At 40.0% G+C, this 25,899-nt stretch carries 20 protein-coding genes; 6 read left to right on the top strand and 14 right to left on the bottom strand.

Features of this window, described 5'->3' with window-relative positions; genetic code table 11:
* Position 1: 1 nt before the first annotated feature.
* From AC0L7T_RS05185 to prfB, 3 genes are all read left to right on the top strand, one after another.
* Entirely contained in the window at positions 2–1,069 is a 1,068-nt protein-coding gene (locus tag AC0L7T_RS05185) for a branched-chain amino acid aminotransferase (RefSeq protein ID WP_473341420.1), read from the top strand.
* 43 nt (positions 1,070–1,112) lie between these two features.
* Positions 1,113–1,628: a hypothetical protein gene (locus AC0L7T_RS05190; RefSeq protein WP_473341421.1), complete on the top strand. Its 516-nt coding sequence runs from the start codon at positions 1,113–1,115 to the stop codon at positions 1,626–1,628.
* Between the two features lie 309 nt (positions 1,629–1,937).
* A protein-coding gene (gene prfB, locus AC0L7T_RS05195) for a peptide chain release factor 2 (RefSeq protein WP_473341422.1) occupies positions 1,938–3,042 on the top strand; the annotation gives its coding sequence in 2 pieces (ribosomal slippage) (positions 1,938–1,997 and positions 1,999–3,042; 1,104 coding nt in all).
* A gap of 28 nt (positions 3,043–3,070) precedes the next feature.
* On the opposite strand, the gene AC0L7T_RS05200 is transcribed toward prfB, so the two are convergent.
* The 7 genes from AC0L7T_RS05200 to AC0L7T_RS05230 form a co-directional block, all read right to left on the bottom strand.
* Positions 3,071–5,212, bottom strand: a complete 2,142-nt coding sequence (locus tag AC0L7T_RS05200; RefSeq protein ID WP_473341423.1) for a c-type cytochrome domain-containing protein — start codon at positions 5,210–5,212, stop codon at positions 3,071–3,073.
* A gap of 38 nt (positions 5,213–5,250) precedes the next feature.
* Positions 5,251–6,708, bottom strand: coding sequence for a DUF1501 domain-containing protein (locus AC0L7T_RS05205; RefSeq protein WP_473341424.1), 1,458 nt, complete (start codon positions 6,706–6,708; stop codon positions 5,251–5,253).
* A gap of 1 nt (position 6,709) precedes the next feature.
* Positions 6,710–9,025 carry a PSD1 and planctomycete cytochrome C domain-containing protein gene (locus tag AC0L7T_RS05210; protein ID WP_473341425.1) on the bottom strand — a complete coding sequence of 772 codons (2,316 nt, stop codon included), beginning with the start codon at positions 9,023–9,025 and terminating at the stop codon, positions 6,710–6,712.
* Between the two features lie 527 nt (positions 9,026–9,552).
* A complete protein-coding gene (gene accC / locus AC0L7T_RS05215; RefSeq protein ID WP_473341426.1) occupies positions 9,553–10,905 on the bottom strand; it encodes an acetyl-CoA carboxylase biotin carboxylase subunit in 1,353 nt (450 codons plus the stop codon).
* Positions 10,906–10,934: 29 nt separating this feature from the next.
* Positions 10,935–11,384: an acetyl-CoA carboxylase biotin carboxyl carrier protein gene (gene accB / locus AC0L7T_RS05220; RefSeq protein WP_473341427.1), complete on the bottom strand. Its 450-nt coding sequence runs from the start codon at positions 11,382–11,384 to the stop codon at positions 10,935–10,937.
* 113 nt (positions 11,385–11,497) lie between these two features.
* Complete coding sequence (gene efp, locus AC0L7T_RS05225; RefSeq protein ID WP_473341428.1) at positions 11,498–12,061, bottom strand: elongation factor P; 564 nt, start codon at positions 12,059–12,061, stop codon at positions 11,498–11,500.
* A gap of 17 nt (positions 12,062–12,078) precedes the next feature.
* On the bottom strand, positions 12,079–13,080 hold the full coding sequence (locus AC0L7T_RS05230; protein WP_473341429.1) for a beta-ketoacyl-ACP synthase III: 1,002 nt from the start codon (positions 13,078–13,080) through the stop codon (positions 12,079–12,081).
* Positions 13,081–13,380: 300 nt separating this feature from the next.
* On the opposite strand from AC0L7T_RS05230, the gene AC0L7T_RS05235 reads away from it, so the two are divergent.
* On the top strand, positions 13,381–13,842 hold the full coding sequence (locus AC0L7T_RS05235; protein ID WP_473341430.1) for a (2Fe-2S)-binding protein: 462 nt from the start codon (positions 13,381–13,383) through the stop codon (positions 13,840–13,842).
* The gene (locus AC0L7T_RS05240) at positions 13,839–15,971 is read left to right on the top strand and encodes a xanthine dehydrogenase family protein molybdopterin-binding subunit (RefSeq protein WP_473341431.1); all 2,133 of its coding nucleotides are present in this window, start codon (positions 13,839–13,841) and stop codon (positions 15,969–15,971) included. Before AC0L7T_RS05235 ends, AC0L7T_RS05240 begins: the two co-directional genes overlap by 4 nt.
* A gap of 169 nt (positions 15,972–16,140) precedes the next feature.
* Here the strand turns inward: AC0L7T_RS05240 and hslU are convergent, their stop codons facing one another.
* The 4 genes from hslU to AC0L7T_RS05260 all read right to left on the bottom strand — a co-directional run bounded on the left by hslU (position 16,141) and on the right by AC0L7T_RS05260 (position 22,703).
* Positions 16,141–17,523, bottom strand: coding sequence for an ATP-dependent protease ATPase subunit HslU (hslU, locus tag AC0L7T_RS05245; RefSeq protein ID WP_473341432.1), 1,383 nt, complete (start codon positions 17,521–17,523; stop codon positions 16,141–16,143).
* A 12-nt stretch (positions 17,524–17,535) separates the two neighbouring features.
* Positions 17,536–20,022, bottom strand: a complete 2,487-nt coding sequence (lon, locus tag AC0L7T_RS05250) for an endopeptidase La (RefSeq protein WP_473341433.1) — start codon at positions 20,020–20,022, stop codon at positions 17,536–17,538.
* A 194-nt stretch (positions 20,023–20,216) separates the two neighbouring features.
* Entirely contained in the window at positions 20,217–21,536 is a 1,320-nt protein-coding gene (gene rseP, locus AC0L7T_RS05255; RefSeq protein ID WP_473341434.1) for an RIP metalloprotease RseP, read from the bottom strand.
* A 3-nt stretch (positions 21,537–21,539) separates the two neighbouring features.
* Complete coding sequence (locus AC0L7T_RS05260) at positions 21,540–22,703, bottom strand: 1-deoxy-D-xylulose-5-phosphate reductoisomerase (protein WP_473341435.1); 1,164 nt, start codon at positions 22,701–22,703, stop codon at positions 21,540–21,542.
* Between the two features lie 251 nt (positions 22,704–22,954).
* Here AC0L7T_RS05260 and AC0L7T_RS05265 point away from each other — a divergent pair, with 251 nt between their 5' ends.
* The gene (locus AC0L7T_RS05265) at positions 22,955–24,415 is read left to right on the top strand and encodes a S1C family serine protease (protein ID WP_473341436.1); all 1,461 of its coding nucleotides are present in this window, start codon (positions 22,955–22,957) and stop codon (positions 24,413–24,415) included.
* Between the two features lie 92 nt (positions 24,416–24,507).
* Here the strand turns inward: AC0L7T_RS05265 and AC0L7T_RS05270 are convergent, their stop codons facing one another.
* The 3 genes from AC0L7T_RS05270 to AC0L7T_RS05280 are packed head-to-tail and all read right to left on the bottom strand — an operon-like array spanning position 24,508 to position 25,877.
* A complete protein-coding gene (locus AC0L7T_RS05270) occupies positions 24,508–25,137 on the bottom strand; it encodes a flavin reductase family protein (protein WP_473341437.1) in 630 nt (209 codons plus the stop codon).
* The gene (locus AC0L7T_RS05275; protein WP_473341438.1) at positions 25,137–25,580 is read right to left on the bottom strand and encodes a hypothetical protein; all 444 of its coding nucleotides are present in this window, start codon (positions 25,578–25,580) and stop codon (positions 25,137–25,139) included. Before AC0L7T_RS05275 ends, AC0L7T_RS05270 begins: the two co-directional genes overlap by 1 nt.
* Before the next feature lie 57 nt (positions 25,581–25,637).
* The gene (locus AC0L7T_RS05280; RefSeq protein ID WP_473341439.1) at positions 25,638–25,877 is read right to left on the bottom strand and encodes a hypothetical protein; all 240 of its coding nucleotides are present in this window, start codon (positions 25,875–25,877) and stop codon (positions 25,638–25,640) included.
* Positions 25,878–25,899: the final 22 nt, after the last annotated feature.

A 25,899-nucleotide genomic window follows, 5' to 3' on the forward strand; every position in this document is an offset into this window, starting at 1 on the left:
TATGGAGAAGACATTAAATATAGATATAACAAAGGCTTCAACATCAAAATTGGATACAACCAATTTTGATGAGCTTGCTTTTGGACAGATTATTAGTGATCACATGTTTGTGGCCGATTATATAGACGGAGCTTGGCAAAATCCAAAAATAGTACCCTATGGTCCGCTTCAGCTAAATCCTGCGAATGCCACATTGCATTATGGACAATCGGTTTTTGAAGGACTGAAAGCCTATAGGAATGAGAAAGGTGAGATTTTGGTTTTCAGAGGTGATGCCAATCAACAAAGACTAAATGAATCTGCCAAAAGGATGTGTATTCCTGAAGTTCCAAAGGAATTTTTTATGGAGGGAATGCGGGAATTACTCAAGGTGGACAGAGAATGGGTGCCCAAGCAAACAGGCTGCTCTCTTTATCTTAGGCCTTTTGTATTTGCAGCAGATGATTACCTAGGGATCAGACCTTCAAAGAAATACAAATTCATGATCCTTGCTTCTCCCGTAGGGAAGTATTATGCAAAACCTGTAGCGGTAAAGGTGGAGACCAGGTTTGCCAGGGCAATAGAAGGAGGGACAGGTGCTGCCAAAGCAGCTGGGAATTATGCTGGGTCACTTTATCCAGCACTCAAAGCTCAAAAAGACGGCTATGACCAACTTTTGTGGACAGATGGGAAGACCCATCAATATGTCGAAGAAAGTGGCACCATGAACGTGATGTTCGTGATAGATGGAGTATTAATAACAGCGCCCACTACCACTGGCACCATTCTCAAAGGGATTACTAGAGACAGTATTTTGACCTTGGCTAATGAGATGGAAATGCCTGTTGAAGAGCGATTTTTAACGGTGATAGAGCTCGAAGAAGCACTTAATTCCGGGAAATTGGAAGAAGCTTTTGGTACAGGTACGGCAGCCACGGTAGCCTTTATCAGGTTAATTAATATCCATGGTAAGGACTATGATTTACCTGAAGTTTCACCCAATGCATTTTCAGTTCAGATTTTGGAGGCGTTGGACAATATCAAGTATGGTATAGTTCCAGATAAATTCAACTGGATAATGAAGTACTAAAAATTCTCAACCTTTTAATTGGCCTTTGATTTTTATTTAGCTTATGATTGTCCTTACTAGGGTTATCACCCTAATTGGTTTGTTTTATCTGATTCAAGCTGATTTATTCGCTCAGAATTATTTGGCCTTGCAAAAAGGATCCAATCAAAAATCACGTATCACCTACGAAGTAGGGGATGCATTTATTTATTTGCAAGAGGGCAATGACTACTATATTCGGGACGTAATACTTGAGATTAATAAAGATTACATTGCCTTGAAGGAAAATGTCCTGAGCTTAAAACAAATACAAGCAATAGACATTAGAAATAAAGATGAGCGAAATCAAACGTTAGGTAATTTAACAGTGCTTCCAATTGCCAGCGGTACATTATTGTTGCTTGCAGGAGGGATTAATAGTTTGGCCGATGATGGAAATATCCATTATAGCACGGGTGTTTGGGTAACTTCTGCGGCACTGATAGGTGCAGGACTTATACTTAAATCCGTTAGGTACAAGAAATTCAAAGTAGGGGGAAGGAGAAAATTAATGGTCATTACTGATGTGAAGTTGGAGTAAAGGATGAAAAAATCAGCTACCCATCCTCTCATCCTATTGAGTTAATAATTACAAGGGATAAATCAGTTTTTCAAATGCTGATTTTCATGGGCCTTGTGTAGGTTTTTCAGCGCCGAGATAACCGACTTGTTTTACCAATTATTCCTTAGACAATGCATGTAAGGTTTGTTTCGTGTTACAACCTATTGACGCTCTAAAGATTGTGCCCTACACTATTATTGCTGTTGCAAAATCCGCGTTTAAATTGGTTATTGAGGAGTAATTGAGCAAATTTGCATTTTAATTTAATTAATAAATAAAGTAATCATTATGACATCAGATCAATTGAAAGATTTGAAGGCCCGAGTAACGGCCTTGAGGAGGTATCTTTGACTACGATCGTAAGAAATCAGAAATAGAAGAGTTTGAAGCCATTTCAACACAACCAGGTTTTTGGGATGATACTGAAGAAGCAGAAAAAGTAATGAAACAAATTCAGGCTCGAAAGGCCTGGACAACTCAATATGAAACCATCGATACAGGAATCCAGGACATGGAGGTGCTGTTTGAGTTTTATAATGCTGGGGAAGTTTCGGCTGAAGAATTGGATGCTGAATTTGACAAGAATCTCAAGTTAGTAGAGGACCTGGAATTGAAAAAAATGCTCAGTGGTGAAGAGGACCAACTCAGTGCAATGTTGGAAATCAATCCAGGTGCAGGAGGAACGGAAAGCAATGATTGGGCCTCCATACTCCTTCGCATGTATATCATGTGGGGTGAGAAAAATGGCTATAAAGTTAGAGAAGTAGATCTCCAGGAAGGTGAAGTTGCAGGGATTAAATCTGCTACTTTGGAATTTGAAGGGCCGCTTGCCTACGGGTTTTTAAAATCAGAAAGTGGCGTACATCGATTGGTGAGAATTTCTCCCTTTGATAGTGGAGGTAGACGACATACTTCATTTGCCTCTGTGTACACGTATCCTGTAGTAGATGATACCATAAACATTGATATCAGCCCTGCAGACATAGAGTTACATACCTCACGTTCTGGTGGAGCCGGAGGGCAAAATGTGAATAAGGTAGAAACCAAAGTTCAACTTACCCACAAGCCTACGGGAATCGTAGTAGTGTGCCAAATTGAACGCTCACAGTTGGCGAATAGAGAAAAGGCCATGCAGATGTTGAAATCCCGGTTGTACCAACTGGAGATGGAAAAAAGAAATGCAGAAAGAGCCAAGGTAGAATCTGGCAAAATGAGAATAGATTTCGGTTCACAAATCAGAAACTACGTATTGCACCCATACAAACTAGTGAAAGATGCACGTACTGGCCATGAGACTTCAGATGTTCAGGCGGTGTTAGATGGAGGCCTTAATGAATTTATCAAGTCCTACCTTTTGGCCCAAAGCGAGGAAGAAGTAAAAGACAAAGATTAAACAAAAGGCCTGAATTTTCAGGCCTTTTTTAATTCAATACAATTTCATCTACCATAAGATAGGCTTTACTTCCTGAAGAACTGTGCCAGGAGGGTAGCTTCTCTATTGGTTTAGCTACGATTTTGAGGTATTGTACTCCTTTTTCAGCATAGGGTATTTGCACCTGTCGCAAGTAACTAGGGTCATTTTTTTGAAGTGCTTTAGGGCTAAAAGTCTTTGAAAGTTTCCAATCCTGGTTTGTATCAGGCCTTGTCCATATCTCTACTTCCTGAGGAGGGAAAAACCTTGACCCTAAGTTTTGCCAAAGTGAGATCGCCATGGCTGAAATATTTGTGGGTTCTTCAAATTCCATTTCCACTTCTAGTGGGTTGTTCAAAAAGCCCAACCAATTTAGATTCCATACATCGGGAATGGCTTTCTTTTTATCAAAGAGGCTTTCTTTTCCATCTCCCTTATACCTGTCCTCTGGAAGGGTAATCATCTCATAGGAAGCAGGACTGATTGTAGCGCGGATAAATTCAGCTTCTGATACAGTACTGCCAATCCAGCCTTCAGCAAAAGCCCTGGCTTTGATGGATACATTTTCTTTAATTTCAAGAGGATTTTCATAAAGCAAAAAATTACTACTATCGGGCTCTGTACCATCCAAAGTGTAGTAGATACTTGTAGTGCCAATTGGGTGGGTGAGTTTAACCTCAAGTTTATCCTTGAAAAAGGCTTTGTCGAAACGAATTACTGGCGGATTTAACATCAGTAACGTTGACTTCTCCTCAGTGCCAATTTCAATGGTGGTTTGAGGCAATGCAGTCATTAATTTTTCCAACGACTCTTTGGATAGGCCTGTATTCCAAAGGAAGAGCTTTTTTACATTCTTTAGTTGGGAAAGGGGTTCTATCGCTTCTTCCGTTAAATTGTTTCCGGATAGTGAAAGTAACGAGAGGTTTTCAAGGCCGACGAGTGCCTGTAAACCGGGTCCTTTGATTTCTGTGAAATTCAAATATAGTTTTTCAAGATTAGGGAATGAACTAAGTGTAGCCAAGTCTTCATCCTTAACCGGCATGTTATTTAAATTAATGGAAATGGTTTGCACCTTGACTTCAGAAAGCTCATTCAGAGAGGCAGGGTCAAAGTTCGCTCTTCCAAAATAACTAACAGATAGGGCTGGGGATTCAATTCCCAGAGGCTGGATCTTACGGTAGAAATTATTAAGTGCGTCTAATTTTTCATTAGAAACTGCGTCAAATTCATAGACTTTTGGAGCAGCAGCAAATTTCTGAACCGCCAATTTGTAGACACTACTTGTGTCTGAAAGTTCCAAAACCTTTTTGTCAATGATAGCTCCTGAGCTAATCCAAGCGTCTAAAATTGATATTTCTTCTTCGGTAAGCTGTGGTTTGCCTTCTGGAGGCATATGATCCTCATCTTCTTCAGGAAGATTTATCCTATGGGACATCAGGCTGTTTTCCAGGTCAAAAGGCTCAACGGCCGGTCCTGATTCACCACCTTTCATTAGGTTTTCAGGAGTATCCATTCTTAGCTCCCCTTTTTGTTTGGAAGCTTTATGACAACTGAGGCACTTGTTTTCAATAATAGGGTAGATCAGGTGAGGGAAAACCTCCGCTTCTTCCAGGCTAACTATCACCGCCTCATTGTTTTCAATAGGTGCAGTAATGAAATTTTCACCATGGGTAATAGAGGCACCTAAATGGCCCGATATGATGACAATCAGCGCTAGAAATGCGGCTGATATTTTGATCACCAGGTGTTTTTGACTATCGACAAAATAGTATAGTAGGGAGGATCCCCAGAAGATACTCAGGCCTGTCCACTTGTGCCAGAAAAGGGCTTCTTTCACATAACCTGTTTCATGGGAGAGCAATAATCCAGCGATGACTGTAAACCCGGCTGTAAGCGCTCCTATCAATAATAAGTCTGTGCCGTATAGTTGGCTATCTTCTTTCTTCGATAAAAGGTCAGGAACCCCTACTAGTAAGATAGCCAATAAAATTATTACTATTGGAAAATGCAACAATAGAGGGTGCATCCTGCCAAATACGTGGAGCCAGTCAGGGATCAATACATGGTTGTCTGCCAGCACTAAGAACAATACAAAAATATTAACTGTAAAAAGTACCTGGCCCAGTATGGCCTTCAATTTGGATGTTAACATAAAGGGGTGAATAGATTTTTTACCAAGCTTTTAAATTGTTAGGCCAAGATGCCATTGACTAAATTTCCGGCAACATCAGTAAGCCTGTACCTTCTTCCTTGATGTCTAAAGGTGAGTTTTTCATGTTCTACTCCAAGTAGGTGTAACATGGTTGCGTGAAAATCATGAACGTGTACTGGATCTTTAGCAATATTGTATCCAAACTCATCTGTTTCACCATAAGTGGTCCCAGGTTTTATTCCTCCACCTGCCATCCACATGGAAAAAGCCCTGGGGTGATGGTCTCTTCCGTAGTTATCTGCAGAAAACCTCCCTTGGCAATAATTGGTTCTTCCAAATTCGCCTCCCCAAATGACCAGGGTTTCATCCAGTAAACCCCTTTGCTTTAGATCGGTAATCAAAGCGGCAGATGCCTGGTCGGTGTCTTTAGCCTGCATTGCCATTTCATTTGGTAGGTTCCCATGCTGGTCCCATCCCTGGTGATAAAGCTGCACAAATCGGACACCATTTTCAGACAGTTTTCTTGCCAGTAGGCAGTTGGCTGCATAGGTGCCGGAAACAAGGCACTCAGGCCCATAAAGTTTGACAATGCTATCAGGCTCTTTGCTTACATCTGTGACTTCAGGAACTGCAGTCTGCATCCTGTATGCCATTTCATACTGTTGGATTTTAGCACTAATTTCAGGATCTCCAAATGATTTGTAGTTAATTTGGTTAAGTGCTGCTATTTTATCCAGCATCCTTCTCCTGTCTACCTTGCTCATGCCTTCGGGATCATTGAGATATAGCACTGGGTCATCACCACTAGAAAATTGCACCCCCTGATGGACCGATTCCAGGAATCCATTGGTCCATAACTTAGAGTAAACCCCCTGTCCGTTTCCTTTTCCTCTTGACAAGAGTACACAGAAGCTCGGTAAATTATTGTTTTCACTTCCAAGTCCATAGCTTAGCCATGCGCCCATACTTGGCCGGTTTCCCACCTGGGCCCCTGTTTGAAAGAAGGTAAGCGCAGGGTCATGATTAATGGCTTCAGTGTGCATAGACTTTACGATGCAAATGTCATCTACAATTTTAGCAGTATGAGGAAAAAGATCACTCACCCAAGCCCCTGATTTCCCATATTGATTGAATCCATAAGCAGAACCTACCAAAGGAAAGGACGATTGTCCGGCAGTCATACCGGTTAGCCGCTGCCCTTGTCGAATCGAATCGGGAAGTTCTTCCCCAATTCTTTTGTTAAGCATGGGTTTGTAATCGAAAGATTCCAATTGGCTTGGAGCTCCGTTTTGAAACATGTAAATAACTCTTTTCGCCTTTGGAGCAAAATGAGGTATACTGGCCATTAATTTATCGGTGTCTAATTGGGCATTTCCAGTAAAGAGATCTGGGATTAATAGAGATCCCAAGGCAACACTGCCTAAGCCAAGGCTTAATTTGGATAGAAATTTCCTTCTATTTTCATTTAATCCGTTTTCTACAATTTCTTTTTCCATATCAGGTTTTGGTAATCGCTTCTTCTACATTATAAATGGCTACCACTACTTGCATTAGGGCGGCTGTTTCGGGTGTGTCACTAAATTGATCCAAGGGGAACTCTCCAGCTTTCACTGTTTCTAGTATTGTTTCAGGCTTTTGTTTGAATCTTTTTAATTCCTCCTGATGGTATTGAAGTAAAAGCTCCATCTCCTCTTCTTTAGGCGTACGACATAAAATTCTGAAAAAGGCTTCTTTTATCGCTGCTTCATTTTCTTTCCCTTCACTTATCAAATTATTGGCAAGAACACGTGATGCTTCAAGTACCAATGGGTCATTTAGCATTGCCAATGCTTGCAATGGTGTGTTGGTCCTGTTTCTAGTTACTTCGCACACATCCCTATTGCTACCATCAAAAATTATAGGCTTAGGAGGCGGGGAGGTCAGCTTGATGAAAGTATACAGCCCTCTTCTGTAAAGGTCACCCCCTTTGTCCTGTCGGTATTCTGCCAGTTCTCCTCTGCCAGAGGTGGCTGCTTCCCATAAGCCTTCGGGTTGATAAGGTTTGACACTAGGTCCGCCGATTTCTTTAGACATTAGGCCACTGCTAGCGATAATCATGTCACGAATGTTTTCGGCATTTAACCTTATTCTTGGGTATCTGGCCAGATAAAAATTGTCGGGGTCCTTCTCAGCTTTCTTTTTTTCTATCGTAGCAGATTGCTGATAGGTGGCCGAACTCACGATCTTTTTAATCAAGTATTTTACGTCCCAACCACTTTCACGGAAATCCACCGCGAGCCAATCTAACAATTCCGGATGCGTAGGTAATTTGCCCTGCATTCCAAAATCGCCTGCTGATCGCACAATCCCTGCACCAAAGAACTCCTGCCACATAAGGTTGACAAATACTCTAGCGGTTAATGGATTGTCGTCTGAAAAAGTCCACTCTGCTAAACCCAAGCGGTTTTTGGCATATTTGTTCTCGTCAAATTTAAGAATGGCTTCTGGGGTGGAAGGGAAGACTTCAGTAGTCGGTTGATCATAAACACCCCTGTCTAGTACATAAGTATGCCTTAAGGTGTCCTTATAATCATCCATTACAGAAACCATAATTTTGCTGGTATCTTGATGATTGACAAAATCCAGTATGCCATCCAAGTCTTCTTTTTCTACCCACATGATGGGATGTTTTGCAGGTTTGGAAACACTCACATCTCCTTCATAGCCTTGTTCAGGCGTATTATTGAAAAAAGCATACATCTGGAAATAATTCGCTTGAGAAATTGGGTCGAATTTATGGTCATGGCACTGTGCACATTCCACGGTCATTCCGATTATTGCCTTACTGAAGGTGTTGGTCTTGTCCAGAATATATTCAACCCTATATTCTTCAGGTATTACGCCTCCTTCTTCGGTGTATTTATGATTCCTATTAAAAGCGGTCGCTAGTATCTGCTCTTTATTCGGATTGGGCAGCAAGTCACCGGCTAACTGCCAGGTGATAAATGTATCGTAGGGAAGGTTTTTGTTAAACGCGTGAATGACCCAATCCCTATAAGGCCATTGTGTCCTGATATTGTCGTCTTGATAGCCGTAAGAGTCTGAGTAACGTGCAATGTCCATCCACAATACAGCCATTCGTTCTCCAAAGGATGGGCTATTTAGTAGCTTGTCTATGATCTTTTCAGTTGCGTCCTCCGAATTGTCCGTTTCATACGCCTTCATTACTTCCAATGTTGGAAGTAGGCCCGTGATGTCCAGACTTAGCCTCTTTAATAGGAGCATTTTTTCCGCCGCATCATTTGGTTTGAGACCTAAGTGATCGAGCTTGGCCAATATGAAATGGTCAATCTCATTGTTTGGCCATTCGGTATCTGAAGTTTTGGGTAGGCTGGTTTTGGACGGAGGAACGAAGGCCCAATGCGGTTGGTATTTAGCACCTTGTTTGATCCATTTTTTGATGGTTTCAATTTCACTGCTGCTGAGTTTTAGGTTTGATTCAGGTGGTGGCATCATTTCAGCCTCATCTGATGTTTCAATCCTGTAGACTACCTCTGATTGTGCTGGTTTTCCTGGTACGATTGCGTGTGCACCAGGATTTTCTTTTAAAGCCGCATAAGCGCTTTCTTCACTGTCAAGCCTTAAACCTGACTCTCTTTTGTTTTCATCTGGCCCATGACAGGCAAAACAATTGTCAGATAAAATAGGTCTGATGTGAAAATTGTAACTGATTTGATCTCCAGTTGTCAATACATCAGCTTCTGATTCTTTTTCTGAACAAGAGGTGAAAATTACAATGGGTACTAGTAATATTTGGGTTAAGTGCTTAAGCATATATATCCTGCCTTGCTTAAATTGTTAATAATGAACAATTTCCTAATTTAATGCTGAATATACAAGCAATATTTAATATTGTGTCTCAGAGTTTTATTAGTGGTTTTTTAATCAAAATAGGCAATGGATCAACTGGAATGGCAGGGAATAGCATTAAACTCAGTCGATCATTACTAATATAGCCTTAAAGTGGGCTCAGTTCCTCCAATATTTTGTTTTCTAATGATTAATAGATTGTCTGTGATAAGTCAGGGGAGTATATAGGGTCATTACATGGGTGGAATTGAAGTTCGCCAAAATTAGTTAAGTCGAGCTTGCGATACCTTCCTGAGAATTGCTGACGGTGGAAAAGGTGTGGTAGTTCTCCTTTATTGAAGACGCTCATTGTTTTGACCATTCAGAGGTGCTAAGCCTCGAATGATTGTGTTTTCGGTTGAAAAAAATAAAAATTGGTAAAATAAGAAAAGGAGAAGTTTTAAACTTCTCCTTTTCAATGGATTTCTAGGACTTATAATACTTTAATACAGTTAGGATTTTTTTATCTTAGAGAAATCAAAGTCCTCCAGAAATTTGGTTGTGAAATTTCCTGCAATAAATTCAGGGTCTTCCAGTAAAGCCAAATGGAATGGAATAGTGGTTTTGATACCATCAATCACAAATTCTTCCAAAGCACGTTTCATCCTCACAATAACTTCCTGTCTGGATTGAGCACTTACTATAAGTTTGGCGATCATGGAGTCGTAGTTCGGCGGGATAACGTATCCAGCATATACATGACTGTCAATCCGTACTCCCTTGCCACCTGGAAGGTGAAGATTTACAATTTTCCCAGGGCTTGGCCTGAAACCATTTGCAGGATCTTCAGCATTTATCCGGCATTCCATTGCGTATAATTTAGGGAAGTAATTTTTTCCGCTAATTTTTTCTCCTGCAGCCACTTTAATTTGTTCCTTGATGAGATCAAAATCAGTAACTTCTTCAGTTATCGGATGTTCTACCTGTATTCTGGTATTCATTTCCATAAAGTAGAAGTCCCTGTTTTTATCTACTAAAAACTCTATAGTACCTGCACCTTCATAAGCGATGGCCTCAGCACCTTTGATTGCTGCTGTGCCCATTTTTTCCCTCAATTCATCTGTGATAAAAGGAGAAGGTGTTTCTTCCACTAACTTTTGGTGGCGCCTTTGAATGGAGCAATCTCTTTCTGACAAATGACATGCTCTTCCTGAAGAGTCACCAATGATCTGAATTTCAATATGTCTTGGTTCTTCTACAAATTTTTCAAGATACAATCCGGCATTTCCAAATGCAGCTGCCGATTCCTGTCTGGCATCATCCCATGCTTTTTTGAATCCAGAAGGATCCTTTACAATTCGCATACCTCTACCACCCCCACCGGCTGTGGCCTTGAGAATAACAGGGTAACCAATTTTTTCGGCCAAAGGAAGTCCTTTTTCTACTGATTCTAATAAGCCTTCTGAACCAGGGATAGTAGGTACGCCCGCTGCAGCCATTGTAGCTTTAGCGGTAGCTTTATCCCCCATCTGATTGATCATATCAGGACTGGCTCCAATAAATTTTATATTGTATTCTTCACAAATCCGTGAAAATTCAGCATTTTCAGAAAGGAAACCATAGCCAGGATGGATGGCATCGGCATTTGTAATTTCTGCAGCAGCAATAATTCGGGGGATATTCAAATAGGAATCTTTGCTTGGGGGGGCACCTATACATACCGCTTCATCTGCAAAGCGTACGTGTAAGCTGTCTTTATCGGCAGTGGAATAGACAGCGACAGTCTTTACTCCCATTTCCTTACAGGTACGAATGATCCTTAAGGCAATTTCCCCTCTGTTTGCTATTAATATTTTATTAAACACTATATAAAGTCGATTTGGTTAGAAAACAATCAATTCTGAGGTTCAACCAAAAACAGAGGTTGGTCATATTCTACAGGGGAAGCATCATCCACCAAAATCTTCACGATTTTACCTGAAACTTCTGATTCTACCTCATTAAATAGTTTCATCGCTTCAATGATACAAACAGGTTGCCCTTTTTGAATGGAGTCACCCACATTCACAAAGAATTCAGCATCAGGGTTAGGTGACCTGTAAAAGGTACCTATCATAGGTGACTTTACTTCTAGATAGTTTGTTGCAGGTGCACTAATTGTTTCTACAGGGGCGGGAGGAGCTGCCTGGGTGAATTGAGGGATATGGTTTTCTGAGTTTTTAACTACAGGAGTATCCGAATTCTTTTTGATGGAAAGCTTGAACTCGTCCGTCTCTATTTTGACCTCTGCTAGTCCGGAATTGGAAATAAAGTCAATTAATTCTTGTATCTCTTTTGCTTTCATAAATCTATTTCTTTGAGAGTAGCCCAATGTTTAGCAACCCTGTTTCAAATATACTTGATTATTAACTTAAGTAAAACTATGTAAATTAATGAATAATTTTTACGTTAAGAGTATTATTTCACTCTTTCTGAATAGGATCCGTCACGGGTGTCTACCTTGATCATAATGTCCTGATCTACAAACAATGGAACCATTACTATTGCTCCGGTTTCAAGTGTGGCAGGTTTAAGTGTATTAGTGGCTGTGTCACCCTTGATGCCAGGTTCTGTATAGGTCACCATTAATTCTACAAATGCTGGAAGCTCCACGCCTAAAGGAGTCTCTGTTTCATCATGGATTAGAATATCTACCAATTGCCCCTCCTTTAATAGTTCTGGCCTTTCAATTAGTTTTTCCTCAATTGGAATTTGTTCGAAAGTTGTAGTATCCATGAAGTGATAACCCATATCATCACTGTAAATGTATTGATGGGGTCTTTTTTCAACACGAGCTGTTGTGACCTTCTCGCCTGAATTGAAAGTTTTATCAAGGACTTTTCCATTGGTAAGACTTTTTAGCTTTGTCCTAACAAATGCTGGCCCTTTCCCAGGTTTTACATGTTGGAAATCAACGATTGTCATAATGTCATGATTGAACACCAGACAAAGGCCATTTTTAAAATCAGCAGTACTTGCCATATTTGCTTTGTTTTTGATTAAACGCTTTTAGGGTCATATCCCCACTTTAAATATACTGCTCCCCAGGTAAATCCACCACCAAAAGCAGCTAAAATAAGATTGTCTCCTTTTTTTAATTTGGATTCGTAATCCCACAAACACAATGGAAGCGTCCCCGCAGTAGTATTGCCATATTTTTCAATGTTTAGCATAACCTTCTCAGGACCAACGCCCATTCTTTTTGCGGTAGCATCAATTATTCTTTTGTTTGCCTGATGGGGTACAAGCCATGCGATGTCCTCAGCCGTCAAATTGTTTTTCTTCATGATCTGAGCGCTTACGTCCGCCATATTGGTTACAGCAAATTTAAACACGGTTGAACCCTCCTGGAAAACAAAGTGCTCCCTGGCAGTAACTGATTCTATTGTCGCTGGTTTTTTACTTCCACCTGCTTCAATTCGTAGGTAATTGGCCCCTGATCCATCAGTATGAAGCATAGAGTCCATAATTCCAAGATCTTCTTCAGTAGATTCTAACAATACGGCACCACCGCCATCACCGAAAATAATACAGGTTGACCTGTCCTGGTAGTTAACAATTGAGGACATTTTATCGGCACCTATGATGATGACCTTTTTGTGTGCACCAGTTTCGATAAATTGGCTACCCATAGTCAGCGCATATAAAAAGCCTGAACATGCAGCAGAAATATCAAAGCTGTAACAGTTTTTCGCACCTACATTGTGTGCAATGATATTGGCTGTCGCAGGAAATAGCATATCCGGAGTTACGGTTGCACAGATTATCAAATCGATATCTTCTGGGTTGGTATTGGTTTTTTCTAATAAACCCTTTACTGCTGCTGTACCGATAACTGAAGTCCCTTGGTTTTCCCCTTTCAAAATTCTCCTTTCCTTGATACCTGTACGACTGGTGATCCATTCGTCGTTGGTATCTACCATGGTTTCCAGTTCTTTGTTGTCAAGTACATAATCGGGTACCCAGCCATGCACTCCTGTAATAACAGCTCTTTTTTTCATCTGATTGGTTCTATTCTCACATTGGAAACGGGTTGTCCTGTCTTTCGTGCGATTTTTTATTGAAATTAGTTTAGGGCAAATCCCATGTTAAATTATACTGTTTTTGTTAGAAAATGTGTACAGTATTAAAATTTCGAATCCCAAAATTATTTAAAATGTGCTTGTCCACCAAAGAATTCAAGGATATGTGAAAAATAAATCACAATGAGAATCAATATTTTAACGGATATAACCTGCTTGTTGTTATAGTATGAAAAATTTCATAAATTATAAATCATTGCAATAATTCCAGATTTTATAATGAAAATAAGTGTAAATAATAAAGAATATTCGGTAGAAGTGATTAATAACCCAAGTCTACTGGAAATCCTGAGAGATAAATTGGACCTTACAGGGACCAAATATGGCTGTGGCGAAGGGGCTTGTGGCGCTTGTAAAGTTTTAGTCAATGGCATTCCTACTCCCTCATGTATTACGCCGGTTACATCAGTTTCAGGTAAAAAGGTCATAACCATAGAAGGTTTGGCCGAGAATGGCGAACTTCATCCAGTACAAAAAGCTTTTCTGGAAGAGGATGTTTTTCAATGTGGCTATTGCGCACCGGGCATGATCATTACTGCCGCCGCTTTGCTAAAAAAACAACCAAACGCTAAGGTTCAGGAATTAATAGATGGGTTAAACGGAAATATCTGTCGCTGCTGTACTTACCCGGCTATAATCAATGCACTTGAAAAATTAAGTCAAAAAGAGGGTGGACAATGAAATCTAAAGCAAACAAAAAGCAATCCGAAGAAATCAATAAACCCTCACCGTCTATTGGTGGCATTACCAGAAGAAGTTTCTTTAAATATATGGGAACAGGGATAGCCACCTACATCGTTTGGTCGGATGTCTTTGTCGCATCAGCTGTGCAAGCCAAGGAAAAGCAATTTGCTTTTCCTGACCAGGATCTTATTTCATCCTGGATTCATATTTCACCCGTAGGTGAAATTACCGTTTTCACCGGAAAGGTAGAAATTGGTCAAAATATAAGGACTTCGCTAAGTCAGGTGGTGGCAGAAGAACTATTTGTTGCCCCTGATGCTATAAATATGATCATGGGGGATACTGCGCTGACCCCATATGACAGAGGAACCTACGGAAGCCTTACCACTCTCCAGATTTCTCCCATATTAAGAATGGCTGGAGCAAGTCTTAGAGAGATATTACTGGAAGAAGCGCAAAAGACATGGAGAATTGGGCCTTCCAATCTATTCTTAAGAGAGGGGATGGTCATCGATGCTATGTCGAATAAGAGCTTGTCTTTTGGGGACTTGGTGAAGGGAAAGCAACTTTTGAGTAAGGTCAATAAAAATGTAAAGACAATAGCTCCAGAAGAATGGAAGGTTGCAGGCCACTCAATCCCCAAAATTAATGGTAGGGACTTTATAACAGGGAAACACCGCTATGTTTCTGATATGGTTTTGCCGGATATGGTTTTTGGCAGGGTGCTAAGGCCACCCGCCTATGGAGCGAAACTACTAGATGCGGATACTAGCGCAGCTGAAAAAATCCCTGGGGTCAATGTAGTAAGGGAAGGTGATTTTATTGGTGTTACAGCAGCGGATACATTAACAGTCGCTGTTGCTCTGGCCTCCATTGAGAGTACCTGGGACCGTAGCGCTCCTATACGACGGTCAGAACTCTTTGAACATTTAGTCAATACTGCTGCGGAGAAGAAAATGGTGAGTGAAGCGGTTGTTGATGCCTATGAAAGCGCCGAGATTAAGTTGGATAAAAGTTTTGAGATAGACTATATCGCCCATGTACCCTTAGAGACCAGAGCAGGTTTAGCTTCTTGGGAAAATGGACAATTGGAAGTATGGGCGGGAACGCAACGACCATTTGGGCTACATGAAGATTTACAGAAAACATTTGATTTGCCTGTTGATAGCATTCGAGTCTACGTGCCTGATACAGGTTCAGGGTATGGAGGGAAACAAACAAGTGAGGTAGGACTGGAGGCCGCCAGGTTGGCCAAACATGTTGGAAAGCCAGTGAAAGTATGTTGGACCAGAGAGGAAGAATTTAAGTGGGCTTATTTTAGACCTGCTGGGTTAATTCAAGTCCGGGCATCACTAAACGAAGGTAAAATTTCTTCCTGGGAGTTTCACAACTTTAATTCGGGATCCGCTGGAATTGATTTCCCTTATTTAGGAACTAAGGAACATCTTGAATTTCACCGCTCTTCTTCCCCTCTAAGGCAAGGCTCTTACAGGGCTTTGTCCTCTACCGCTAACGTTTTTGCCATGGAGTCCATTGTAAATGACCTGGCCATTGGAATAGGTGAAGATCCCTTACAATTTAGGTTAAGACATCTGGAAAATCCCAGGTTAATAGCCGTCGTTAAAGCCGCTGCTCAAGCCTTTGATTGGGAAAGACAAAAGGCACAAGACAATATTGGGTATGGAATGGCCTGTGGGACCGTTAAAGGTGGCTTTGTCGCTACGTTTGTCGAGGTTGAAGTCGAAAAGAAAACCAGGAAATTGATTCTTCGAGAGGTGGTGACGGCTTTTGAGTGCGGAGTGATCATTAATCCCAGGCATTTGGAAAGCCAGGTTACTGGCTGTGTACTGCAGGGATTAGGTGGAGCTCTTTTTGAGGCGGTGGATTATAAAGACGGAAACCTGACCAATGCTAGTCTGACATCCTACAGGGTGCCCAGGTTTAAAGATGTCCCTAAAATGAAAGTTGTACTCTTGAATCGAGCCGATTTGCCTTCTTCGGGAGCAGGTGAGGCCCCCATAGTGTGTATAGCCCCGGCTTTGCGCAATGCTATTGATGATGCATCGGGGGTTAAGCTCTATAAGCTACCAATGTTGCCATCAGGTATTGTGCCTGACAATACCTGATGGCAATTTACCACATGGTTCATCCGAAATAGGAAAAGCTGTTCGCTTACCTTATGAGGCCTCTTAGAGACTAGCTATCAATTGATAATAGCACCAAGGGGTCTTTTCATTATTTGTGAAAGGTCCAAGCATTTAAGGTCTCAATTGCCTATTCCGAACAATAGTTTTGTTACAATATGTATTGTGAAAGATCCCTGTTTTTCACCAAAGAATTTAGTCTTTCATTGACCAGCTCTTTTGTAATCATGATCTTGCTATTTGGGCCAATACTATCTGGTACATCAAACAAGTAGTCATTTAATAAATGACTCATAACTGTATGAAGTCTTCTGGCGCCTATGTTTTCTACTTCTTCATTGATGCTAAAGGCTATGGCAGCAATCTCCTGAATAGCATCGTCTGTGTATTCCAAGTAGACTTCTTCTGACTCAAACAAAGCTTGGTATTGCTTCGTTAGGGCGTTTTTCGGATCTTTCAATATCTTATAAAAGTCCTCCTGCGTGAGGCTGGTCAATTCAACCCTAATAGGGAACCTTCCTTGCAATTCAGGAATTAAGTCAGATGGCTTGCTTACATGAAAAGCACCTGCTGCGATAAATAATACATGGTCTGTATGTACCAAGCCGTATTTAGTATTGACCGCACTTCCTTCTACTATTGGTAACAAATCTCTTTGTACACCCTCTCTGCTTACATCTGGGCCACCGGATTTACCTGAACTGGAGGCTATTTTATCTATTTCATCAATAAATATTATGCCGTTGTTTTCAGTTAGATGTATTGCCTGTTCCTTGACCTCGTCAAAGTCAATCAGCTTGGCAGCCTCTTCTTCCATTAGGATTTTTCTGGCTTCAGAGATGGTGACTTTCCTTTTTTTCGTACGTTTGGGCATCATATTGCTAAGCATGTCCTGAATTCCAGCCATGCTGGCTTCGTCCATCATGCCATTGCCTACCATGCCAATACCAGCTGGAGAAGATTGTTTCACGTTGATTTCAATCTTTCTTTCTTCCAGTTCTCCATTTTTTAATTTTTCCTTGAACCTTTCCCTCGTCTTTTCATTGAGTTCCTGTTCGCTGGCATTGTCGGGGTTGAAATCCTCCTTTTGATTAGAGGTACTGAAACCCGTGCCTCTAACAGGAGGAATCAATATATCCAGAAGCATGTCTTCCACGATTATTGCCGCTTTTTCCTTTACTTCTTCATTCTTAGCTTCTTTAACAAGGGTGACAGCATGTTCTACCAAATCCCTAACCATAGACTCCACATCTCTCCCTACATAGCCAACCTCAGTAAATTTGGAAGCTTCCACTTTTGTGAATGGGGCATTGGCAATTTTAGCCAGTCTTCGGGCAATTTCTGTTTTACCTACACCCGTAGAGCCAATCATTAGTATATTATTTGGCACAATATCCTTTTGGAGATCAGATTTCACCATTAGTCGGCGAATCCGATTTCTTAAAGCAATGGCAACATTCCTTTTGGCCTCCGTTTGGCCAATGATATATTTATCCAGTTCAGCAACAATTTGCCTTGGTGTTAAATCATTCATTTTTTCAATTCTTTACAATGCTTCAGATTTCTTTCCCCCATCATCAAAGGTGAACTTCACAGGATTAGATACTTTTTCGTCGAGAAGAGCCAAAGCTAAAACTTCATTTACCTGATCGACAAAATGAAACTGTACCCCTTTTAGGTAAGAATCATCGATTTCTTCAATGTCTCTGTGATTTCTTTTACAAAGGATGATGTCTTCAATTCCAGCCCTTTTTGCGGCTAGGATTTTTTCTTTAATACCACCTACCGGCATTACCTTACCTCTTAGCGTAATTTCACCTGTCATTGCCAACTTGGGTTTGACTTTTCGTTGGGTGTATATGGAGGCTATAGCTGTAAGCATGGTAATCCCTGCTGATGGCCCGTCTTTCGGTACTGCACCAGCGGGCACGTGTATATGCAAGTCATATTGATCAAATACACGATAATCTATGTCCAGCATGTCTGCATGGGATTTTAAATAAGATATGGCGGTCATGGCTGATTCCTTCATGACATCACCCAACTGACCCGAAAGCGTCAGTTTACCTTTACCTCTGCTAATGCTTGCTTCAATAAATAGAATTTCTCCTCCTACTGAAGTCCAAGCCAGTCCTGTAACTACTCCAGCAATAGAATTGTCCTGATAAATCTCTTTGTCAAATATTTCTCCACCAAGAATTTTCCTTACAGAAGCAGTGGTTATCTTTTTTTGGTAAGGTTCCTCCATCGCTATAGATTTGGCGATGTTTCGAATTACTTTACCGATCTGCCTTTCCAAGCTTCTAACGCCAGACTCTCTGGTGTAATCTTCTATGATTTTAACTAAAGCGTCATTGGAAAAAGAGATGTCTTTAGATTTAAGACCATGTTCTCTTCTTTGTTTGGGGACCAAATGCTTTTTGGCAATCTCTACCTTTTCTTCCATTGTATACCCTGTAACCTCTATGATCTCCATTCTGTCTCTAAGAGCAGGTTGAAGATTTTCAAGGGTGTTGGCAGTGGCAATAAAGAGTACTTTGGATAAATCGTAGTCTACTTCAACGTAATTGTCCACGAATGCACTGTTTTGTTCAGGATCCAAAACCTCCAAAAATGCGGAAGATGGATCTCCTCTAAAGTCTGTGCTTATTTTATCTATCTCATCCAAAACAAAAACAGGGTTTGAGGATTTTCCCTTTTTCATGTTTTGAATAATTTTGCCGGGCATGGCTCCAATATACGTTTTTCTATGCCCTCTTATTTCTGATTCGTCATGTAGTCCACCCAGAGACATCCTCACGTATTTTCTCCCCAATGCTTTGGCGATAGACTTGCCCAATGAAGTCTTACCAACTCCTGGAGGGCCATAAAGGCATAAGATAGGACCTTTAAGATCCTGTTTTAATTTTAGCACCGCGAGGTATTCAATAATTCTGTCTTTCACCTTATCTAGTCCAGAGTGATCTCTGTCTAGAATTTTCTTGGCTCTGTTCAGATCAAAATTATCGGTAGTAAATTCATTCCAGGGAAGATCAACCAATACTTCAGCGTAATTGATGGCAATGGGATATTCTGCAGTAGCAGGATTCATCCTCATGATTTTATCCAGTTCCTTGTTGAACTGAGTAGCTACATCTTTGGGCCATTTTTTCTTTTTGCCCCGAAGCCTTAGTTCTTCTACTTCTTTATCCGGCCCTTCATCTCCTAATTCTGTTTGAAGGACTTTCATCTGCTGCCTTAAAAAATAATCCCTCTGCTGCTGGTCAATATCAGTATGCACCTTTTTTTGGATCTCATTTTTAAGTTCGAGCATCTGAATGTCTTTCATCATAAACTCAAGCAATAGGGTGGCCCGTTCTATGCCATCATTTATTTCCAGCAGTTTTTGTTTTGATTCTACTGGTGCATTGATGTTTGATGAAAGAAAATGTGTAAGAAAAGAAGTGCTGTCAATATTGTCAAGTGCTACCTGAGCTTCTCTGGGTATTTCAGGATTTAACTGCAATATTTTAAATGCTGACTCCTTAAGCGATTGCTCTAGGGCTTCTATTTTTTTGTCATCCTTAGGGAAAGTCTCATCTAAATAACTTACACTTGCTTGAAAATAAGGGTCTTCTGTTAACTCTTCCTCGATTTTAAAACGTTTTTTGCCTTGTATAATGATGGTGGTATTTCCGTCTGGAAGAACGATCATTTTTACAATTTTAGCAAGGGTACCAACATGATAAATATCATCCCATGAGGGATCTTCAATATTGGGATTTCTTTGGGCGCACACCCCGATAAGTTTATCCCCTTTTTGGGCTTTTTTTATAAGCTTTATGGATCGCTGTCTTCCTACAGTGATCGGGATAACTACACCAGGAAACAATACCGTGTTTCTTACGGAGAGTATGGGTATTTCTTTTGCGTAGTTTTCTTCTTTTATGCTGTTTTCATCTTCGTCATCAGTGATTAACTGAATAAGATCTCCTTCTCCCGAAAAATCCCCCAACATAAGTGAATGATATAATTGATTGTCGTTATTGTTCATACAGACATTATGACAGATAATGTGTCATGTTATTTTATTGAAATAAGAAAAACCCCTATTAAACAGGTTATTAAATAAGCCTAGTCCAAGGCCTATGCCAATTTATTTCCTTTTACAAATTGGCAGGCAATAAAAATTAGGGGCAAATTAAAAATGGGGATATTTTATTTCCCCATAATAAAGAAATTTGCTTATTAGCTACCTGTGAAAAGCTTAAGAATATCATTACCTATTGCAAATACCATGATGGCTAACAAAAGGACCATTCCAATTTTTTGCGCATTTTCAAGAAATTTATCAGAGGGGCTTCTACCAGAAACCATTTCATACAATAAAAACATTACATGACCACCATCTAATGCGGGAATAGGAAGCAAGTTCATAAAGGCTAATATCATGGAAATCAAACCTGTAATGGACCAGAATTTGGTCCAGTCCCAGGTAGAACCATAAATTTTAGCCATCCCTATTGGTCCACTGACATTTTTTGTAGATACTTCACCAGTAAACATTTTACCCATGGCCTTTGCGTTGATTATTACCACGCTAAAAGCTCTTTCTGTTCCAATTGGAATGGATTGAGCAAAAGTATATTTTTTAACTACCGGTTCAATTAAGTTGTCTGCGGCAATACCAACAGTTCCATCCTCCATAACATCCAAACTGGTAATGATCTCCTGCTGATCTCTCACCAATGTCAAATCAACAGACTCGCCTTTATGTTCCCCGAGCGCTTTTTGAAGTTCATTGAAATATTGAATAGGTTGATCATTGACGGCAATTATTTTATCACCCTTTTGAATTCCTGCTTTCACAGCTGTTCCTTTAGGATTCACCTCTAGAATTGTAAAAGGAAAACGAATGCTAATGAAGTTTGACATGCTTTCCTCATTTGAAAAGGAATTTATAAAACCTCGGGGGATATTAATTTTCATACGCTCTCCATCCCTTTCGATCGTATAATAGCCATCAGAGCTAAGCAAGGCATTTCCGCCACTCAGGTCGTTTAAGGATTCATAAGGTAGTCCATTGATGTCCAGTATTTTGTCTCCATCCTGAAATCCTATTTGCTCACCGATATCATAAGCTACAATACCATGTTCAATCACCTGATCTCTGGAATAATAGGTTTCACCTTTACTGTATACCAGAAATACAAAAATGATAATTCCAGTTATTACATTTACAATTACACCTCCCAGCATTACTACCAGTCTCTGCCATGCAGGCTTGGAGCGAAACTCCCAAGGTTGAGGTTCAGCAGACATTTGTTCTGCATCGAGTGATTCATCTACCATTCCGGAGATTTTGACGAAGCCTCCCAAAGGAATTGCGCCTATTGAATACTCAGTTTCTTTCCATTGAAAACCGATTATTTTTGGGGGAAATCCTATGGAGAACTTTTCAACCCTCATTCCAAACATTTTTGCTGCTAGAAGGTGTCCCAACTCATGTAGGCCTACTAAAATCGACAAGCCGAGTAGCAATTGCGCTACCATTATTAATGTATCCATTCTTTATTTTCTACTAATTAATTCTTTTGAAATTATTCTTGTTTCTCTGTCGGTCGCAATTAAGTCGTCCAAACTTGGTTTTTTAATAAAACTAATTTTATCCATGGTCTGTTCAATAAGATCAGACATTTCTAGGAATTTGATCTTGTCTTGCAAAAATGCTGCCACTGCTATTTCGTTGGCAGCGTTTAAAGAACAAGCAGCATTTCCCTCTTTTTTTAAGGCTGCAAATGCCAGGTCCAGGTTTTTAAATGTTTCCCTATCTGGTTTTTCAAATTGAAGGCTTGGGTAATCCATAAAATCAAACCGCTGAAAATTAGATTTAATCCTATCAGGGTAAGATAAGGCAAATTGAATAGGAATACGCATATCCGGGAGTCCAAGTTGCGCTTTTATCGATCCGTCTTCAAATTGTACCAGCGAATGAATGATTGATTGCGGGTGAACTACTACATCAATCTGATCTGCTTTTAATCCAAAAAGCCACTTTGCCTCTATTACTTCCAGTCCTTTGTTCATCAAAGATGCGGAATCTATTGTGATTTTCGCACCCATATCCCAATTCGGATGTTTAAGGGCTTGCTCTTTGGTGACATTTTTTAAGAAATCACGGCCTTTACCCCTAAAAGGCCCGCCTGATGCAGTAAGTATGATTTTTTCGATTGGGTTATGAAATTCCCCTACTAGGCACTGAAAGATGGCAGAATGCTCTGAATCCACTGGGTAGATATTAACCGCTTTCTCTTTGGCAAGCTTAGTGATAAGGTCTCCTGCAACTACCAAAGTTTCTTTATTGGCTAAGGCAATAGGTTTACCAGCTTCAATGGCTTTGATCGTAGGCATCAATCCTGCATAGCCTACCAAAGCTGTCAGGACAATGTCAATCGTTTCCATTTCTACTACCGATGCAATGGCTTTTTCGCCAGCATATACTTTGATAGGATGATTACTCAGTGCTTCTTTTACTTCTTGATAATGAATTTCATTGCCAATAACTACAACATTTGGTTGAAAAGCAATCGCTTGCTTAATTAGGAGGTCTTTGTTATTTTGAGCAGTAAGTACTTCTACTTGAAATTTATCAGAATGTTGCTGAATTACATCTAAAGCTTGGGTACCTATACTACCTGTTGAGCCTAAGATGGCCACACGTTTATTTGTAGACATGGAAATTTTTTACTTTCAAAAAAGCACAGTGCTGAACATGGCACTTTACGTTATCTTCTACCTACAAATTTACAAGGTAAAACCAGTATTCCCGTTTTTTTCATACTTTTTAAAGAAGATGTTTTTTTGATGCAAATTTGAAAAAGGGTATGCCTTGATTTTTTTTACCCTAAATTGTTTAAAAAATGTTAAATAAATTGACTTAAAAAAGCGAAAAGTCGTATTTGGTAATGGACTCAATGTTTTTAGTTATGTTAAAAAATGTTCAATTAGTTTTTGTGGCCTTTATTAGTGGGATAATAGGTGCATGGGTGTTTCAAGAGATTTTAAGTAAAGATTTGTTAATTGATAAAACTGAGAATTATACTTCGATTCAGGAAAACCCAAGCCCAAAACTTACCAATTTGGCTCATTCAAATGGACCTTCGGTGTCACAAATGAGCCTGATGCCGGATTCATTTGTGGATGCCTCAGAAAACAGTACCAACTCAGTCGTTTTCATTAAAAATTTCTCAGGCACAGATTCCCGAAGGTACAGTGTCTTTGATTATTTTTTCGGTCAGGGAATGTCGCAACAAACCGTCAGTACGGGGTCGGGTGTGATTTTTTCAGCCGATGGATATATTATTACCAATAACCATGTAATAGATAAAGCCGAAACCATAGAAGTAATCCATAAAAAGAGAACGTATAAGGCAAGTTTGATAGGCTCTGATGCCAATACCGATATCGCGGTGCTGAAGATTGAAGCAGAAAATCTTAAAGCCATTGAAATCGGTAGCAGTCGTTCTTTGAAGATAGGAGAGTGGGTTTTGGCAGTAGGTAACCCGTTTAACCTTACTTCCACAGTGACGGCAGGGATTGTTTCTGCAAAAGAAAGACAAATCAATATAATGGGTGGGGAATTTCCTCTGGAATCCTTCATTCAGACAGATGCCCCTATAAACCCAGGGAATTCAGGAGGAGCCTTGGTGAATATAAAAGGTGAATTGGTGGGGATTAATACGGCAATTTTGAGTAGAACAGGTTCTTATACTGGGTATGGCTTTGCCGTCCCAGTAGATATCGCTACCAAAATCGCCAATGACCTTATTCGGTTTGGCGAAGTTCAAAAAGCCATACCAGGGGTTGAAGTCGCAACCATTACTCCGGATCGTGCAGACGAAATGGACCTTAAATCTTTAGATGGCGTTATAGTTTCCCACGTTATCAGAAACGGAGCGGCAGAGAAATCCGGAATCAAGGTAAATGATGTGATTGTTGAGGTTGGTGGGAATGCAATATCTGGTAAAGGAAGCTTTGAGGAGGCCTTGTCTTATTATTACCCTGGTGATAAGGTGACAATTGGCTACCTAAGAGGAGGGAAACAGAACAATGTCCAGGTTACTTTACAAAATCTCCTAGGGGGGACTGGTGTGATCAAAAGATCTTTTTATTCCTCCCCACTTTTAGGAGCCAAACTAGAAACCATCAATGCAATTGAAATGGATCGTTATGGGATCCCTTATGGAATAAAACTAAGCTCGATGACTCGGGGATACCTGAGAGATTTAGGATTTGGAGAAGGTTTTATCCTTACCAGTCTTAACGATGAACCTGCAAAAGACCCTGAAGTTGTTGGCAAGTTTTTAGAAGATTTTAGTGGACAATTGAGAGTGGAAGGGCTTACTCCGGGAGGTCGTTCTTTTGCTCAATCTTATTCTGTCAGGTAATCATAAAGCTATCCCTTCCTCTTAATAAATTGAAAGCTATGTAATTCAAATCCTTATCGAGGTTATCAAAATTAAACCCCGATAAGGATTTGTCATATTTCTTTGGTCGGTTGAAAAGGTTTGGCATAGGCCAATCTGCCTAGTTTATTTACAGTATGGTAGCTGTCCAATCCTGAAATGGTGATGGTCCCCAGTTTGTCAAGCGCGATGAAACCATCCTCTTCTACGGCATTTGGCGTTACCCACACTTCTTCAATGGTTCCGATAATTAAAATTGTTTCGTTTACAGCCAATGTGATCTTATCCTTCAATAAGCAAGCGATTTTTAATGGGCTTTCTTTCACAAAAGGAGCTTTGAAATTGTTCAAGTACGCTTCCTTAAGGCCTGTTGCTTTAAACTCAGACTGACTCCACCTGGCACTACAAAGATGTGCTTCTTTGTAAAAAGACTCCGATACATGGTTGAGCGTGAAATGACCGTTTTGAAGGATGTTTTCCAAGGTATGCCGTTCCACTGAATGTGGACGAAATAAAATGCCTATCGTTGGAGGATTGGCGCCAACATGGAAAACCTGACTAAATGGCGCTAGGTTGGTTTCTGAACTATCTTCGTTGATGCTTCCTATTAAATTTAAACTTTTATACCCGCTTAAGCTATTTACGAAATTTCGATTATAAGATTTTCCCGCCTCTAGCAGTGCTTCTTTGGTATAATGTTTCATCAATTTAGGATTGCCTCTTCTAAAGTATCACAATATTTTATGTCCAGATCATTGATTATGTTTCCTGGATGATCCTCTAAAATTTGTTTTTTTGCGATCATAACCATTTTTACAAACCAGGTTTCATTGGGTAATATTTTTCTATGGGTTTTGATTCCATATTGATAAACTTCCGTTTTCCAGTCCAGAAAATACCATTCCATACTAGGTTGGTGAAATGCTCTTAAAGCTCTTTTGTCAAAAATAAATTTATGATAGTTACCATTTTTAATTAATGAAGAAATTTGGTGGAAAATTATTTTAAAATCGGCTATAGGGACATAGTCTACCAATAGTGTACAAATGATTATCCCCTTGGATTTATTCGTTAAAACCTGAGCGTACTTTTCTTCAAAAGATACTTCAAAATTTTGCAGTGCAGATTTATTTAAGGTGTCGGTCATAATTGGTTAATTGCTTGCCTGTTACCTATTGTTCTACGATTAAAATGAGTAATAGATTTAATGAAAAGCGCTTTTAGTATTTTTTTTATTGCTTTCAACTTCCTTTTTGAAATTCCCTAGATCATCTTCCAGCTTTATTGCATAATTGATAGTGGTTTTCATCAATTCTTGTTGAGCTAAAATTTGTTCCTTTAGTCGTGAAAGCTCCCGGTTAATCTCAGCCAAATTCTCTTCATACTCTTTTCTTAATTGCTCTTTTTCAAGCTTTGCCTTTTTTAATTCTGCTTTAAAAATCAAATATGATTCCGGTGGAGTCCTC

The sequence above is a fragment of the Cyclobacterium sp. 10D3-21 genome (assembly GCF_055809755.1).